This is a genomic window from Acinetobacter sp. V89_4, from assembly GCF_029967875.1.
Taxonomy (GTDB): Bacteria; Pseudomonadota; Gammaproteobacteria; order Pseudomonadales; family Moraxellaceae; genus Acinetobacter; species Acinetobacter oleivorans.
Genome location: NZ_JASCAI010000001.1, coordinates 297,496 through 314,322 on the forward strand (window position 1 = coordinate 297,496; position 16,827 = coordinate 314,322).

Consider the following 16,827-nt stretch of genomic DNA (forward strand, 5'->3'; position numbering starts at 1 on the left):
TCATGTTTAAAAAAACAATTATAAAACGGACTATAGAAACAAATAGTGATGTTTCTAATACTCCTCCATCTGCAAAACAGGATTGTTCAGATGTAGTCCATATTTCAGTTTTTTTTGACGGTACCGGTAACAATAAAGATGCTGATGAGGAGCAAAAGAAATGGTCGAATCCTGCCCGATTATGGCGGAATGCCAGAGCTCTTATTGATGATCATAAGAAAGAAGGAAAAGATAGCTCAAATTATGCGATCTATGTATCAGGTGTAGGAACGCGTTTTAATGGTCAGTTAAATATTTTCCAACGAGCACTTGCTATGATCCAAGATCATAGTGGTTTGGGACTTGGTGTAGGATCAGGCGGTACTCGGCGGCTCGATTATGGAGAAGATCAACTTAATGATGCATTAAAACAAGTCATGATTCTGAATGCGAAAAAAGCAGAAATAGATACAAGTAAATATGCAAACGAAAAAAAGGTTTATAGTTTTGCTGAAGTAGAGAAAAGTTTAAGTCAACATCGTCTCATCAAAAAAATTAATATTTCCACTTTTGGCTTTTCTCGGGGCGCTGCTTTAGCACGTGCTTTTAGCAATCAGTTTATGTGGCAATGCGAATCTGATTGTAATGGTTTAACTTATGGTACTGGAAAATATCCTATCGAATTTAAATTTATGGGGATATTCGATACTGTCGCCTCTTTTGGCTTACCTGCGACTAACTTAAATAATAATTTAACTTTTGAAGGCCGTGATATGGTCATTGATGAACGGGTCAAAATGTGTGTTCATCATATTGCAGGAAATGAACAGCGTTTTGCCTTTCCTGTTGATTTAATACATAAAGAAAATGGTGAAATTTCGAATCCTAACTGGAAGGAAATTGTTTACCCAGGTATGCATTCGGATGTTGGGGGAGGTTATACTCCGGGAAGTCAAAATGTAAATGATAACTATGCTCGTATTCCACTGAAGGATATGTTGGAGGAAGCGGTAAATGCAGGTGTGCGAATGTTTGACTATAATCAATTAAAAGAAAAATATGGGGTTCTATTTGCTGAGCAATTTGAAATACAGGATAAAACCCTACATTTATATAATGCTGTGAAAGCAGAAATGCAGTCTAGCGGTAAAATTCAAGATCAAATTATTGCCACAATGAAAGTCTATTATGCAGCTTACGGGGCTTTAGCTGAAAAGAAAATTCTCTCTGTAAGTCAGCAAGCGCGTAACGACAATAAAATTCGTGAGTATATTCCGATAGGTCCATCAGATATGGCAACCGAAATTAGTCGTTTAGAAAAATTGCAAAATCTCACTGCTCCAAATACAACAGGGGGAATTAATATTTTTAGATTATTATCACCTGTTTCGAAAGCTTATGAGTTTTACTTGGGTATTGATGATTGGGAGTTTGCAAGCTGGAGAAAAGGAGCAAGCCCAGAAATTATGGACTTTTATCAGAATTATATACATGACTCCAAATATGGTTTTATTAGTAATGCGGAACCATTTAGTTACTTCCGACAAAGAACAGTTTACGAATCCCGTCGTAGTGGAAAAGGGAAAGAGGTAGATCAAAAAGTCTCTGAAGATAAAGCTGTATGCAGTGTAGGTAGTCAAGATGTTAAGCAAGAACAGCTTTTTGATGAATACCAAAAAGCCCAGCAGGACTTTAAAGCAGCCAGTTAACTCAATAAGAGTCAGATTGCAGTCGAAAACTTTCTCATCCTTGAAAAATTAAGGCTTATATTTGTAGAGTCTTGATGATGTTTATGGTGGTAGGAGAGCTAGAGCAACTAGTTCTCCTACTTAATTGGTTTTACTTCTTTTGCTTAAAGCGATATTTACATTTTAGACAGCGATAATCCTGAAAAATATTTTTATCGATCATTACGCCTGCTTTTTTACCAAAAATATTGCCAACCACACCGCCAGTAATACCTGCGCTAATTGCACCGACAAAAGTCCCTACAGTTCCGCCAACAATCACACCTAAAGGGCCAGCAATCGTACCAATCGCTGCACCAACAGAAGCTCCAGTTGCAGCACCACCTACAGTGCCTGCCGTTGTACCAGCAGCTGTCAGTAAAACACCGCCAGTTGTTCTAAGTAATTTGTCATGGTCACGTGCTTCAATTTCTGTAGAACCACACTTAGGACATTGCAGAGCTTTTTCCATAAAATTTCCTGTCTTTCATCATTGAGTGACACAGTTGACGGCGCTAAATCAGTACAGTGGGTAAAGAGCCTGTCTTGCGATGGAGTATCTTTTGCCTATTGAGTGATCGTAACGATAACTGGTCTGCTTTGATTTTAGCTGAACATTGACACAAATATTTATAGATCATGTAAACACTTGTACTTTAATAATTATCTCATTAAATACCGATGTTTAGAATGACTAAGGCTTACATATCAATGTGTCTAGCAGCGAAAAATTTAATAATGATGAATAAAATGTGAATGGTTTTTTTGAGTAGATTTTTTGAAGTTATTTAAGAGGACAAGCTATTTAATGATAAAAGGCTTATCCTGTTTGAATAAGCCTTTTTTGAAGATTAGAGTGATTTTTTCCAACTCAAAAATTTATATAATCCAAACATGAATGCAATCCAAATAGGAATTAAAATAACTGATTTTTCAAAGCCTTGAGTCCACATGATATATAAAATCATGCCAATAAAAATCAAAACGATATAGTTACTTAAAGGTGAAAATAGTGCAGGGAATTTGACAACTTTACCTTCAAGTTTCATGGCACGTTTAAACTTCAAATGAGTAAAGCTAATGATTGCCCAGTTTAAAACTAAAGCTGCTACAGCCATGTACATGAGATAGCTTAAAGCTTCTTCTGGGATAAAATAGTTCAGTAACACGCAACCAAAAATCAGAATAGAAGAGAAAATAACAGCAGGTGTAGGAACCCCTTGTTTGCTGACTTTTGTAAAAACTTTAGATGCGTGGCCTTGTACTGCTAAGCCGTACAACATGCGACTGTTTGCGTACATACCGCTGTTATAAACAGACAGTGCAGCCGTTAAAATAATAAAGTTAAGCAAATGCGCTGCCCAGCCAATCCCAAGCTGACTAAAAATCATCACAAATGGACTTTTATCTAAACCACCAAGGTCAAGCTGATTCCACGGAATGAGCGACATGATGATGGCAAGCGAAGCTACATAGAAAACCAAGATTCGAAAGATGACTTGGTTAATGGCTTGTGGAATGCTTTTTTCTGGATTTTCGGCTTCAGCAGCAGTCATCCCAATCAGTTCAATACCGCCAAAAGCAAACATTAAGAAGGCAAGCATATAAAACAGGCCAGAGAATCCATGCGGGAAAAATCCGCCATGCTGCCATAGGTTTGAAAAGGTAGCGATAGAATCGCTACCTGCGGTGAGCAATAAATATAAGCCAAACACGATCATGGCAATGACTGCCGCGACTTTAATAATGGCTAACCAAAACTCAGATTCACCGTAAAATTTAACGTTGCCTAAGTTCAAACATGTAACCAAAACAAAGAAAAATAAGGCTGATATCCAAGCAGGAATATGAGGCCACCAGTAATGCACATATTTAGCAACTGCTGTCAGCTCGGTCATTGCGACCAGAATGTAAACCACCCAATAGTTCCAGCCCGATAAAAAACCAGGGAATCTTCCCCAGTATTTTTGTGCAAAGTAACTAAAGGAACCGACCACAGGTTCTTCTACGATCATTTCACCCATTTGGCGCATAATTAAAAATGCGACCAAACCGACAATGGCATAACCTAAAATAATAGAAGGGCCAGCAGACTGGATGACTTGTGCAGAGCCTAAAAATAAACCTGTCCCGACAGCACCACCCATAGCGATTAGCTGGATGTGGCGATTTTTAAGTCCGCGTTTTAATTGGGAAGATGAGTTGCTCAAAATATATGCGCTGAATAAAAAAGCTGATGCTATTGTAATGGATTGCGCATCATTAGCCTAATCAGAAAAATGGTGATGAATTGCAAATATAGGAAACTACGAATATTTGAAATGATTAAAGACAATTATTAGATATACAAATAAAATAGAAGTTGATGAGTGAAAAGACAAAGTTCTACTTAAGTCTTTTAAGAGAGTAACGGTGTAAAAATGAGTGTTAAAACTGAATATACTTTTATCTATGAAGTTTGGTGAGATAGTGTATTTCTAAAAGTATTAACAAGAGAAATTTATATTTCGTAAAAGAATAAAGTTGAATAAGGGAATAAAGGTTGTAGAAAATTAATTATAAAGAACTATATAAATATTAACACCTTATAAATTCTGATTGTACCAAACTCATAATTGGTGAAATTTTGGGTATTATATTCCTTTTATTTGGTATTTTTATATTGGGGCTGCTCCTTTTGAATCAGATAAGTGGGCAATAGATTTATTTGGTATTAATATGTCATTGTATTATTTATATCCTGTTTCTATAGGTGTGTTGGGACTATTTTATTTATTTGGAAAATTTTTTAAGTATTATCGTTATACTATTTTTAGATTCTATTTCAGAAAAGATTATTTGATATTGAAAGTTTGTGGGATAAAAACTGTTAAATTTAATAAGTTTAATATTATTGCTGATCAATATTGTATTGGTCACTGGAATGGTTTTAAAAAGGAGTATTTTAATTGTATAGGTATTGCTAGTGACAGAAAAGTATATCTCATTCCAGTAGCTGACGGTAAGCAAGATGAGCTTATAGAAGTATTAATGAATCATGTGGATAAACAAGTTGAACCCTAAATAAACCTATTCCTATTTAACTAAGCCTAATTAATACCTAAAAAGGATCCGTACAAAGCTATACGAATCCTTTTTTGAAAATTAGTGGTTCTATAAATTAGAAAGACACCATTTTGCCCGGGTTAATCATTGCGCCGATGCCATACATACTTTTTGCGAGTGGAATAACAACGGGAGCAAGGGTACGACCAAACATAATATTTTGATGGTCAATTTTAGATAACATTTCAAAGTCATTAGATTGCCCAATAAAGTCATTTGCAATCGCTTTACCAATGCGTACCGTCTGTGCAACGCCGTGACCACTCCAGCCGTGAACAGCATAAATCGGGAATTTATTGCCAAACTTACGGCTATCGACTGCACCATTTACAGTTAAATCAGTCGTTCCACTCCAGACAAAATCCATCTCTAGATTTTTAATTTGAGGGAAAACCGTATGAATTCGATGTTCTAGATAATTTAAAGTTTTCTCTGGTCCCCAACATGTTCCTGTGCCTTGGCCACCAAACAGTAAACGGTTGTTAAACACAGGACGGTAGTAATCAATTTGGAACTGAGTGTCATAAACGGGATGCCCAAATGGCAAAAGCTCTTTTGTATCAAGCTCTAGTGGGGCAGTCGTCGCAACATAGGTATAAAACGGAATAGTAGTATTGCTTTGCTCTGATAAAAGTTTAAATGAAGCATGGTGTACTGCTAACACCACAGACTTTTTAGCTTTTACGACAGCATTTGCTGTTTGAACATAAATACCATCTGCTTTTTCTTCTATTGAAATGACTTCTGTTTCTTCATAAACAGTACCGCCATTTTGGCAAAAGCCATAAATTAAGCCACGGTTTAAAGCTAAAGGATGAATTTGTCCCCCTAACTCATCAATTAAACCACCTGTATAGTAGTCCGACTTAATATAGTCCATGAGTTCGTGTTTACCTACAATGCGCGTATGGTCTTCACCTAAATATTTTCGGGCATCGGCGCCTTGTGTTAAACCAACTAAATGTCCTTCATGAACAGCGGCAGTAATGTGACCGTATTTTCGATCAAAGTTAAGTTGGTATTTTTCTGAGATGTCATCAATAAGTTGCATGGCTTCTGTAGAAGTAAAATGCCAGAGTTTTTTTGCATCTTCGTAGCTTAAGCGATCGGCCATTTCTTGAGCTTCCCAGCGAGCTAAACCAGGGGTAAGTTGTCCGCCATTTCTGCCGGAAGCTGCACTACCAATGCGATTTTTTTCTAATAAGACCGTATCTATGCCTTGTTCAGCTAAATGTAATGCACTTGATGAACCTAATAAACCACCGCCAATAACCACCACATCGCATTCAATATCAGCTTGTAAACTGTCAAATGTATGCCAATCAGAAAGCGAGCTTTCATAGTAGTTTGCTGGGTTATCTACCGATGTGCCTTCTACAGTGGTTGAGTCAAATTTTGCATGTTTTGGATTTAACCAGCTCCACTCTTTGCCCACTTGTAGAGATTTACTTGGTTTATATTGCACGTCTTTTAAAAGTTGAGGTTTAGAAATAATATTCATGACGAAGTTCCTTAAAAATTAATAAGCATTACTAATCGCAATACTTTGTTTTTTAATCGTTTTATAGATAAATAAAAGAATGCCTAACGATAACCAGAAACATCCGAAAGTGAGTGAAGATGAATCAAGGTTAAGCCACAGGCAAATAATGCTGATGACGGATAAAAGCGGTAAAAAGAGGTTTAGAAATTTATTTTTAAACCCTGAGCGCTGTTTATCTTTAATATAAAATTTCATAAAAACTGAGAAATTTACGGCTGTAAAAGCGACTAGCGCACCAAAGCTGATCAGGCTTACGACTTGTGCTAAATCTAGAAAAACCGCGGACATTGAAATAAGACCAACAAATAAAACCGAAAAAAATGGTGTACCTAAGGAGATGTGAATTGTCCCAAAATACTTTTTAGGGAAAATATTATCGGTGCCCATTATATACAGTAAACGCGAAGCGCTGGCATGAGAGGCAAGACCAGAGGCGACAGTGTTCATAATTTGTCCGCATAAGAATACGGATTGGAAGAATGCACCACCGACATAAAGCACAATTTCAGGTAGTGCTTCAGTAGGGTGCTGAAAGCGTAGATTATTTGGAAAATAAAGCTGAATAAACCAAGCGGCTGTAAAGAAAATAAGTCCGCCAGCGAGAGTTGTTAACATGACTGCTCGGGGAATATTTTTGGTGGGTTGTTTGGTTTCATTTGAGAGCGTGGTAACAGCATCAAAGCCTAAAAATGAAAAGCACAAAACTGAGGCACCCGCAACGAGTGGTAGTATAGATTGGTGCTCATGCCAGAGTGGGGCTAATGTAAGCACATGCTCATAACCTTGAGTAGAGCCAATACCCTGAATCACTAAATAAACAAAAATGACCATGAGAATGATGGGTGCAAATACAAACACGAGACTTAAATTAGCGAGTAACCGAATGCGGAAACAATTCACTAAAGTGACTAGACCTGCCGACACAAACACCCAAAACCAATAAGGCAAACTTGGAATAAGGGCTGTGAGATAAATTGCAGCTAGCAAAACATTAATGAGGGGTAATAACAGATAGTCGAGTAGGGAACACCAACCGACAAAAAAGCCACTTTTAGGACCTAAACTTTCAGCGGTATAGCTATAGGCCGAGCCTGATTTTTCTGAATTTTTGCTGAATCTTGCATAGCTCCAAGCGGTGAGTAACATGGCGCCAAGTGCGAGTAAATATGCGAGTGGCACATGTCCATTGGTAATGCCAGAGACAATACCGAAAGTATCAAACACCGTCATGGGAGTCATGTAGGCAATACCGATAATTGTGACTTGCCAAAGAGACAGTTTTTTTAAGGAAGACGTTTTATTTTCCATGTCATTTCAACCTCAAATTTCGTTGTTTTGCTTTTCATCCGGAAAAGCGATGCTATTTTTGAGCCAAAACTTCCCCTAGACCTGAATAAACACGTCTGTTTGAAGAAAGTTTGTACAAAAGCTAAGGGCTATTTCGCCTTGGTGATGCCCTAAAGCAAAGTCAAATATTTATATTTTTTGACTTCACTCTAGATCACGACCAGTTGAAAAGATTGACACGGTCGTGACAGAACCTGCTGTGGGCTTTGGCCTTTAAATAATGTGCCTGTTCTGATGGTGATGTCATTTGAAGTAATCACACGAGAGGAATCGTTGATCACGATTGCTTTTTGTTTGATATTTTTAAGTTTCGGCATCAGTAGTTTTTCGAGTGCTGAAACTAAAATGTCGGTGGCAATTACACCGATAAATTGATCACGAATCATGACCGGATGGGCAAGGGTGATGGTATATGCACCATTGCAGATATAGTCGACATATGGTCCATGGATGCACGGACTTTTATTTTGAGCAGGTTTATGGAACCATTCAAAAGAGCGAAAATCTAAAAAGCGCTGAGCATTTTGATAGTTTTCAAGTTTGGCTTGTTGTAACTGATCTTCTTTTTTATACCACCATTCGAGTGTCCAATAATCTTGTTCTTCTTGTGTTGCTGGGCTATAACTTGCAAAGCCGATACCTTGACTGTAATGGCTTTCCTGTAAGGCCTTTTTAATTTCCTTTTGCAAAGCTGAACGTTCTGAACCTGAAAGCTTAATGTCTTTTGTTTTTTCAGGTTCATGTTTGGATAGTATTTTGCTCGCTTTAGCTGCCAGTTTTTCTGTAATGGCTGTCGTTTCCTCAACCACCGTCTTTAACAAATTTTGAAGCTCTTCTATATCTAAATGTTGGGTCATTCCTATAACTCCTAAAATTCCGTATTTCTCACTCGATATTTGATAAGCGCTCTGTTTTATTATTTTTATTCGATAGATAACTTATATCGAAGCATTTGATCCGTTAGCATCGAAATAATTTTTCGTGCTTGAATAACAGCATCATCTTCATTGGCTTGAACAAAAGATGATAATAGTTGGTGGTATTGAGCGACGACCAGTTGATGAAATTGATCATCTTGGTAAAGCACAGCAATGAGCGGCGCCCATTCGGCTTGTATAGTCAACTCTTGATTTGCTAGACGAGCTGATTGAGCAAAAGAGGTGAGTGTTAACAAGCAACGTAAATCAAGTTGGGCACGTGTGTCTGCTTCAACGGCCTGTTCAAATTGTTCAATCAGCTCTTTGATTTTGTTCAGTTCATATTCAGTGGTTCTTTGTGCTGCCAAATATGCACCATGGCTTAAAATTGCACTATGAAACTCGCCTAAATCAGCTAGATATTCATTTGAAGCTTGACGTAGAGGATGCTTGTTTAAGAGTAAATCGGAAGGTAACTCACAAACAAAGCTTCCGCCGTTTCGTCCGCGTCGTGTATCAATCAGACCCTTTACGCGTAAAGTATTTAAAGCTTCACGAACGGTAATGGGTGACACTCCCATTAAGCGAGCTAGATCCGCCTCGTTAGGAAGTTGTTCATTGCTTTTGAGCAATCCAGAGATAATTGCATTTTCCAAGCGTTCAACAACTTGTTCCGAGCGAGTTGCCTGAGCGATAGGTGCAAAAATTATCGTATATGCTGACATGGCGAATTCTCTAAAAGCTAAGTCAGTGACTTAGCTTAATGAAACGGATAAATGATTAAAACACGCCATATTGATGGACGGCCTGTTCATCTTCAGGCACGGCTGGTATTGCATCCCAAAGTTCAACAATTTTGCCATTATCTACACGCCATAATTCAAAATAGGCATGTCGATTTCCGGCAATACTTCCTTCGGAATGTGTCAATACAAATTGACCATCAGCAATGGAGCGATGAGTTTTGGAGTATACCAAACCTTGTCCTTCATTACGGATATTGTTCAAAAAATCAATCACTGCCTTAACACCATCGCCAATGTCTGGGCTATGTTGAATGAACTGATCGTCGTGGGTGTATTCTTTAAATGCCTCGTAATTGCCATCAATTAATGACTTCTTAAAGAAAGAGGTCACAATCTCACGATTTTTCTCCGAATCATGGTGAGTCACGATTTCAGTTGGACCATCTAATTGGGTTCTACCACTCACATTTGGCGCTGCTTCAGTGACTAGCCCATCCCAATGTTCCACAATTTTGCCATCTTTCACTCGGTAAATATCAAAACCAACTAATGGGTTTTCATCTAATCCTTGAAAGCGGCCATGAATTGCAACCAAGTCACCATCTGCCAATACACGCACAGCTTCGTGTTGCATGTCAGGACAGTCTTCTACCAATTGGCGAAGGCCCGAAATGCCATTTGCAACGAGTGGTGAGTGCTCTATAAAGTCTTCAGAAAAATAACGATCCAGAGCAGTGGTGTCGTGCAAATTAAATAGCTCGTGATGGGCTTTAGTCACCAAGTCTTTCATTTCTTGTTTATTCATTTTGATCTCCTTTCAAAGTTCATTTTTATTATTCGTTTGAACTCATCACATGTTTAACGCGGGTATATTCTTCAAAACCGTAGCCAGATAAATCTTTACCATAACCTGACTTTTTGAAACCGCCGTGTGGCATTTCTGCGGTTAAAGGAATATGAGTGTTAATCCAAACTGTACCGAAATCGAGTTCACGTGACAGACGAGTTGCGCGGGCGTGATCTTTGGTCCAAACACTTGAAGCTAGGCCATATTCAACATCGTTGGCTTTTTCAATCGCATCATTTTCATCTGTAAATTTTTGAACGGTAATCACTGGTCCAAAAATTTCATTTTGAATGGCTTCATCGTGTTGTTTTAAACCACTAATAACAGTTGGTTCAAAATAGAAGCCTGGACGGTCTGCCTGTTTTCCGCCTGTTTCAACTTTGGCGTGAGCAGGTAAGTTGTCAATAAAGGCTTTAACATTCTTTAATTGATTAGAATTGTTGAGTGGACCATAAAGCGCATCTTGATCATCGGGTTCACCAAAACGGGTATTCTTTGCAGCTTCAACGAGTTTGCCTAAAAACTCATCATGAACAGCTTCAGACACAATCACACGTGTTGCCGCAGTACAGTCTTGGCCTGCGTTGAAATAGCCTGTTAAAGCAATCATTTCAACGGCTTTATCGATGTCGGCATCTTCAAAAACCACGACAGGTGCTTTACCACCAAGCTCAAGGTGAGCTTTTGCTAAATTTGCAGCGGCAGAAGCTGCAACCTGTAATCCAGCACGAACCGAACCTGTAATAGAAACAAGTGCTGGTGTTTTATGGGATACAACTTTTGAACCGACCTGCGCTTGGCCTAACACTACGTTAAATGCGCCTTTAGGGAAAAATGGTGCAGCAATTTCTGCCAGTAAAAGCGTACTTTCAGGAGTTGTATCACTTGGTTTAAGTACCACTGTGTTACCCGCAGCCAAAGCAGGAGCAATTTTCCAAACAGCCATCATGAGTGGATAGTTCCAAGGTGTAACTTGCCCAACTACACCGACAGGTTCGCGGCGAATAGAAGAGGTTAAACCTTCTAAATATTCACCTGAAGCAGTGCCATTGAGTAGGCGAGCAGCACCTGCAAAGAAACGAACCTGATCTGCTGATGCACCCACTTCTTCAGATGCAATTAAGTGTTTTAACTGACCCGTATTACGACTTTGTGCCTCAATTAAACGATCAGCATTTGCTTCAATAGCATCTGCCAAATTCAATAATGCTTTTTGACGAGTTGAAGGTGTGCTGCGTCCCCAAATTTTGAATGCTTCTTTTGCAGCAGCATAAGCTGCATCAACTTCGGCCTCGGTTGCATTCGGTGATTGTGCATAAACTTCACCAGTCACTGGGCTTACCAAGTCGAAATAATCATTTCCTTTGCTAGCAACATATTCGCCGTTAATAAAGTGTTGTAGTTGAGTTTTAGCCATTTTTTGTACCTTGTCCTTAGGTTTTAACATATAACATATAATACTATATGTATTATGTTTTAAATTTTCTGTCAAATGCTTTGATGAGGGGAGTGAGTGGAAAAAGTTGGAATTTACTTCAGATTGGATTTTAAGTTTTTGATTTGATTATTTAAAAAAAATTAAAAATTTGTGAAGATTTTTAGGAGAGGTTGATTATCGTCGTAGTTCAGTAGATTTGAGGAAAGATAAGAGCAGAATTTTTCTCATCGAGAGCAGCTTGATGAGCCAGACCTTGTGCTTAGCTCATCAATTTCGAGTTCTTATTTGTTGAAATTAAAGTGAATGATTAGGTCTTATGACTAGCAAGAAGAATGCTAGTTTCACTGTTATAAATACCTGAAATATTCCTGATTCTCTCTAAAACTTTGTCGAAGTTTTCTAAGGTGTCAGAGCGTAGCTCGACCAAAATATCCCATTTGCCATTGGTTTTATGCAAACATTCAACGGCACTTTCTAGGCGTAGTTCTTTAATCACAGATTGCGCTTTGGTCCCTTCAACCATAATGCTCATCCATGCACGGATGACGTTGCGTTCAGCATTGGGTTTAAACCGTACTGTATATCCAGTAATGATGCCCGAAGACTCCAAATATTCGATTCTCTTTTTTACCGTTGCTCTTGAAACGTGAACTTTTTCGGCTAACTCGGTAACAGACATCCGTGCGTTATCTTTAAGTAAACCTAAAATAATTTGATCAATGTTATCCATATTGTAATTGTCAATTATCAAATTGGTAAAAAATAATTCATTTTTTACTGAATTACAAATTTTGTGAATCAATTTGATTTTGAATAATAGGGTCATCAGCTAACCCTCATAATTTTAATTTAATGGACTAGATAAAATGAATAATTTTGCAGTTTCACGTAGTGACTTTAACGAGTGGATGGTTCCAGTTTTTGCACCGGCAAATTTCATTCCGGTACATGGCGAAGGTTCACGTATTTGGGATCAAGAAAATAAAGAATATATTGATTTTGCAGGCGGGATTGCAGTAAACGCATTAGGTCATGCGCATCGAGTGGCAGTAAATGCTTTAACAGAACAAGCAACAAAACTTTGGCATGTAGGTAACGGTTATACCAATGAACCCGTTCTACGCCTTGCAAAACAACTCACCGATAATACATTTGCAGACAAGGTTTTCTTCTGTAATTCAGGTGCTGAAGCGAACGAAGCTGCTTTAAAACTGGCTCGTAAAGTTGGTCTAGACAGCGGCGTTGCTGGCAAAAGTGGCATTGTGGCATTTAATAATGCTTTCCATGGCCGTACCTTATTTACCGTTTCAGCGGGTGGTCAACCTAAATATTCACAAGACTTTGCACCACTTCCAAACGGTATCAACCATGTTGCCTTTAATGATTTAGAAGCTGCAAAAGCGGTGATTAATGAGCAAACATGTGCAGTCATTGTTGAACCGATCCAAGGTGAAGGCGGCGTTATTCCTGCGGACATCGAATTTTTAAAAGGTTTACGTGCACTGTGTGATGAGTTTGGTGCCTTACTGATTTTTGATGAAGTACAAACTGGTGTAGGCCGTACAGGCGCACTGTATGCCTACATGAACTCTGGCGTTATTCCAGATGTGTTAACGACTGCAAAAGCGTTAGGCGGTGGTTTCCCTGTGGGTGCAATGCTAACAATTGATAAATTTGCTCCACATTTTTCAGTGGGTACACATGGTACGACTTATGGCGGTAACCCGTTAGCAAGTGCGGTTGCAGGTGCAGTATTTGAATTTATTAATACGCCTGAAGTGCTTGAAGGTGTGAAAGAACGTCATGATTACTATAAAAACGCTTTAAATCAATTAAATGAAAAATATGAAATCTTTGAAACGATTCGTGGTGAAGGGTTACTGATAGGTTGCGCGTTAAAAGAAGAGTTTGCTGGTAAAGCAAAAGACATTAATAACCTTGCAGGTGAAGAAGGTTTACTGAGTCTTATTGCAGGTCCGAATGTTGTACGTTTTACACCTTCTTTAATTATTCCATTTGCTGATATTGATGAAGGTCTAAAACGCTTTGAACGTGCGCTTGCTCGCTTTGTAGAAATTCAAAAGGATGTACAAGCAGCATGATGATTATCCGTTACATCGAACCTAAAGATGTTAATGACCTTTACCTGTTGGCGCAAAAAGCGGGTTTTGGTTTGACATCTTTGCAGCCCAATATGGAAAAACTTGCTGCTCGTATTGAGCGGGCGTGTAAGACAGTCGCAGGCGAACTTCCAAAGGCAGATCAGGTTTACTTATTTGTTCTAGAAGATACTGAACTCAATAAAGTTGTCGGCGTTTGCGGAATTGAAGTTGCACTTGGTTTAAAAGAGCCTTGGTACAACTTTCATGTAGGAACCCAAGTTCATGCATCTGAACCCTTAAGTGTTTATAACGCTTTACCTACTTTATATTTGAGTAATGACCATACTAACTGTAGTGAGCTTTGTACTTTATTTTTAGATCCTGACTATCGCTTAAATAAAAATGGCAAATTTTTATCTAAAGTTCGCTTCTTGTTTCTGTCAGCATTTCGCCAATATTTTGAAGAAACGATTGTTGCTGAAATGCGTGGATACTCTGATGCAAATGGACAATCACCATTTTGGAATGCGGTAGGTCATAAGTTTTTTAATATTGAATTTACCAAAGCCGATTATTTGAGTGGAGTCGGGCAAAAGGCTTTTATTGCTGAGCTAATGCCAAGACATCCACTCTATGTCGATATGTTACCTGATGATGCGAAAGCCGCGATTGGCATTGTTCACCCAAATACTCGACCAGCCTACAACCTCTTGCTTGAAGAGGGACTACGCTATAAAGGCTATGTCGATATTTTTGATGGTGGGGCGACATTGCAGGCCGATATCGAAAATTTACGGGCAATTAAAGAAAGTCAGTCTGTAGCGATCCAAATTGAACAACCTGAAAATATTGCGGTAGGTGATGACGCTTATATTGTGGCCAATGATGACTATGAAAATTATCGCTCGATTCTTGTCTATAGCAAACCGCATCAAAATATATTGCAGTTAACAAAAGAACAAGCAAAACAATTGAATGTTGAAAATGGCTCTTTAGTTCGGGTGCTAAGTGTTCAAGTTAAACAAGTTTCGAGTCCAGAAGTGGTCAATAAACTCAAAGCGACTGAAGATTTTCGAATGGCTGTTAATTAAACAGAAATTACTATACATTTCACCAAATTTAAGAAGGAATACTATATTATCGCTAGCGCAAGATGGGTATATGGATAAATACAATCTTGCTCACTGAGCTGGAATTAATTAGCCTGTTTTTCTATATAAAGAGTAAGTAAATAAAATATTTAATTAATTTATATATTTTAATTGTTTATTGAAATTATATTGAGAAAAGCAGGCTAATATAATAATGAAGGAAAGGATTGATGATTAATTTTTATTGTTATAGGTAATAGCTTTTAAAAAGGAATTTATAAGGTTTTAAGTGGTTTAATAATATTTTTAACATGATTTAATGGACTAAATTAATAATCATATAGTTTATTTATTATTAAAGCATTTACGACGGTTGCTATAAATTGGAGTAAATATTACATGAGTAAGAATAACGGAAAGCAGTTCCTGGAAGGAGATCTTCTTGGTAGTCAACATATGACTGAACAAGAAGAAGAGAAATTGCAGCGCTCATTAACCAATCGTCATATTCAGATGATCGCAATTGGTGGTGCAATTGGTACTGGATTATTTATGGGTTCCGGGAAAACATTAAGTGTTTCGGGTACTTCAATTGTTTTAACCTATTTAATCATTGGTTTCTTCTTTTTCTTCGTGATGCGGGCAATGGGTGAATTGTTGCTTGCGAACACTAATTTTAAAACATTCGCCGATTTTGCAACAGCTTATCTTGGTCCGTGGGCAGGGTTTTTCCTTGGTTGGTCCTACTGGTGTAACTGGATTATTACTGCGATTGCAGACGTGATTGTGATCGGAGGGTACATGCAGTTTTGGTATCCTGATTTACCCGTTTGGATTCCTGCATTTACTTCATTGGCCGTCTTAACCATACTCAACTTTGTGGCTGTGCGATTGTTCGGTGAACTTGAGTTTTGGTTCTCACTCATCAAAATTACTGCAATTATTCTGTTTATTTTGGCTGGTATTTATTTAATTAGTACCGGATTTACTTCACCAAATGGGGTTAAGGCCTCAATGAGCCATTTGTTTGAAACACAATCCATGTTTCCTTATGGTGTAACAGGTTTCTTAGCTGGTTTCCAAATTGCCATATTTGCGTTTGTTGGTATTGAGCTGGTTGGTACAACAGCTGCTGAAACCAAAGACCCGCATACCTCACTTCCAAAAGCAATTAACTCTATTCCTTTACGTATTTTATTATTTTATGTGGGCGCATTGGTTTGTATTATTGCGGTCACATCTTGGGCTAAGGTTTCACCAGAAAAAAGCCCATTTGTAGAAATGTTTACATTGGTAGGGTTACCAATTGCGGCAGGTTTAATCAACTTTGTTGTTGCGACTTCGGCGCTATCTTCTGCAAATAGTGGAATATTTGCGACCAGTCGTATGTTATATGGCTTAGCATTAGACAACGATGCGCCTAAAAGCTTTAGTAAGCTGTCTAAAAGAAAGGTTCCAATTAGAGGCCTCGTATTTTCAATGGCCTGTGTAACGCTTGGAACATCCATTTTGTTTATTGTTCCAAATGTTATGACGGCATTTACGATTATTTCAGCACTTACTTCAATTTTATGTATTTTTACATTCATGCTGATTGTGCTTTCGTATATTTATTATCGTAAGAAAAGTCCTGAATTACATATCCAGTCAAAATATAAAATGCCAGGTGGTTTATTCATGGCATGGATGACGATGTTGTTTTTAGTCTTCACTATTGTAATTTTAGCTTTAGATCATGATACGCTGATTGCTTTAGAGTTTTCACCAGTATGGTTTATAGGTTTATTTGTTGCCTATAAATATAAAAAGAAAAAGATGTTGCAGCTTGATATTTTAAAAGCACAAAAGGTTGATTATATTTAAGTCGAGTATAGTTATTTTTATATTAAAGCTAGGTGAGTGCCTAGCTTTTTTTATTCTCTTAAATATTGAGATATATATTGTGTTTATGTAAAATAGTGTGACTATACGTACAATTCTGTATA

14 protein-coding genes are annotated in these 16,827 nt (G+C 37.9%); 5 read left to right on the plus strand and 9 right to left on the minus strand.

The genetic code is table 11. The features are described 5' to 3' along the window. Positions 1 to 2: 2 nt before the first annotated feature. Entirely contained in the window at positions 3 to 1,688 is a 1,686-nt protein-coding gene (locus QLG01_RS01460; RefSeq protein WP_282495667.1) for a DUF2235 domain-containing protein, read from the plus strand. A 130-nt stretch (positions 1,689 to 1,818) separates the two neighbouring features. On the opposite strand, the gene QLG01_RS01465 is transcribed toward QLG01_RS01460, so the two are convergent. Next, on the minus strand, positions 1,819 to 2,178 hold the full coding sequence (locus QLG01_RS01465) for a hypothetical protein (RefSeq protein ID WP_005303542.1): 360 nt from the start codon (positions 2,176 to 2,178) through the stop codon (positions 1,819 to 1,821). A 379-nt stretch (positions 2,179 to 2,557) separates the two neighbouring features. Next, on the minus strand, positions 2,558 to 3,916 hold the full coding sequence (locus QLG01_RS01470) for an amino acid permease (protein WP_282495668.1): 1,359 nt from the start codon (positions 3,914 to 3,916) through the stop codon (positions 2,558 to 2,560). A 508-nt stretch (positions 3,917 to 4,424) separates the two neighbouring features. Here QLG01_RS01470 and QLG01_RS01475 point away from each other — a divergent pair. Further along, the gene (locus QLG01_RS01475) at positions 4,425 to 4,769 is read left to right on the plus strand and encodes a hypothetical protein (RefSeq protein WP_282495669.1); all 345 of its coding nucleotides are present in this window, start codon (positions 4,425 to 4,427) and stop codon (positions 4,767 to 4,769) included. 97 nt (positions 4,770 to 4,866) lie between these two features. On the opposite strand, the gene QLG01_RS01480 is transcribed toward QLG01_RS01475, so the two are convergent. The 7 genes from QLG01_RS01480 to QLG01_RS01510 form a co-directional block, all read right to left on the minus strand. Next, positions 4,867 to 6,312 (minus strand): FAD-dependent oxidoreductase, encoded by a 1,446-nt coding sequence (locus QLG01_RS01480; RefSeq protein WP_282495670.1) that lies wholly within the window; start codon positions 6,310 to 6,312, stop codon positions 4,867 to 4,869. An 18-nt stretch (positions 6,313 to 6,330) separates the two neighbouring features. Beyond that, on the minus strand, positions 6,331 to 7,662 hold the full coding sequence (locus QLG01_RS01485) for an APC family permease (protein ID WP_107881162.1): 1,332 nt from the start codon (positions 7,660 to 7,662) through the stop codon (positions 6,331 to 6,333). 188 nt (positions 7,663 to 7,850) lie between these two features. Further along, positions 7,851 to 8,558: a cache domain-containing protein gene (locus QLG01_RS01490; protein WP_192455814.1), complete on the minus strand. Its 708-nt coding sequence runs from the start codon at positions 8,556 to 8,558 to the stop codon at positions 7,851 to 7,853. 65 nt (positions 8,559 to 8,623) lie between these two features. Beyond that, positions 8,624 to 9,343 (minus strand): GntR family transcriptional regulator, encoded by a 720-nt coding sequence (locus QLG01_RS01495; RefSeq protein WP_005303556.1) that lies wholly within the window; start codon positions 9,341 to 9,343, stop codon positions 8,624 to 8,626. Positions 9,344 to 9,398: 55 nt separating this feature from the next. Further along, positions 9,399 to 10,169, minus strand: a complete 771-nt coding sequence (locus QLG01_RS01500) for a nuclear transport factor 2 family protein (protein ID WP_199987057.1) — start codon at positions 10,167 to 10,169, stop codon at positions 9,399 to 9,401. Positions 10,170 to 10,197: 28 nt separating this feature from the next. Further along, positions 10,198 to 11,628: a gamma-aminobutyraldehyde dehydrogenase gene (locus QLG01_RS01505; RefSeq protein WP_282495671.1), complete on the minus strand. Its 1,431-nt coding sequence runs from the start codon at positions 11,626 to 11,628 to the stop codon at positions 10,198 to 10,200. A gap of 328 nt (positions 11,629 to 11,956) precedes the next feature. Further along, the gene (locus QLG01_RS01510; protein ID WP_002120489.1) at positions 11,957 to 12,379 is read right to left on the minus strand and encodes an Lrp/AsnC family transcriptional regulator; all 423 of its coding nucleotides are present in this window, start codon (positions 12,377 to 12,379) and stop codon (positions 11,957 to 11,959) included. Positions 12,380 to 12,515: 136 nt separating this feature from the next. On the opposite strand from QLG01_RS01510, the gene QLG01_RS01515 reads away from it, so the two are divergent. The 3 genes from QLG01_RS01515 to QLG01_RS01525 all read left to right on the plus strand — a co-directional run bounded on the left by QLG01_RS01515 (position 12,516) and on the right by QLG01_RS01525 (position 16,705). Continuing rightward, a complete protein-coding gene (locus QLG01_RS01515; RefSeq protein ID WP_282495672.1) occupies positions 12,516 to 13,751 on the plus strand; it encodes an aspartate aminotransferase family protein in 1,236 nt (411 codons plus the stop codon). Continuing rightward, positions 13,748 to 14,842 carry an arginine N-succinyltransferase gene (astA, locus tag QLG01_RS01520; RefSeq protein WP_192455810.1) on the plus strand — a complete coding sequence of 365 codons (1,095 nt, stop codon included), beginning with the start codon at positions 13,748 to 13,750 and terminating at the stop codon, positions 14,840 to 14,842. Before QLG01_RS01515 ends, astA begins: the two co-directional genes overlap by 4 nt. A 399-nt stretch (positions 14,843 to 15,241) precedes the next feature. Further along, the gene (locus QLG01_RS01525) at positions 15,242 to 16,705 is read left to right on the plus strand and encodes an amino acid permease (protein ID WP_205668932.1); all 1,464 of its coding nucleotides are present in this window, start codon (positions 15,242 to 15,244) and stop codon (positions 16,703 to 16,705) included. Positions 16,706 to 16,827: the final 122 nt, after the last annotated feature.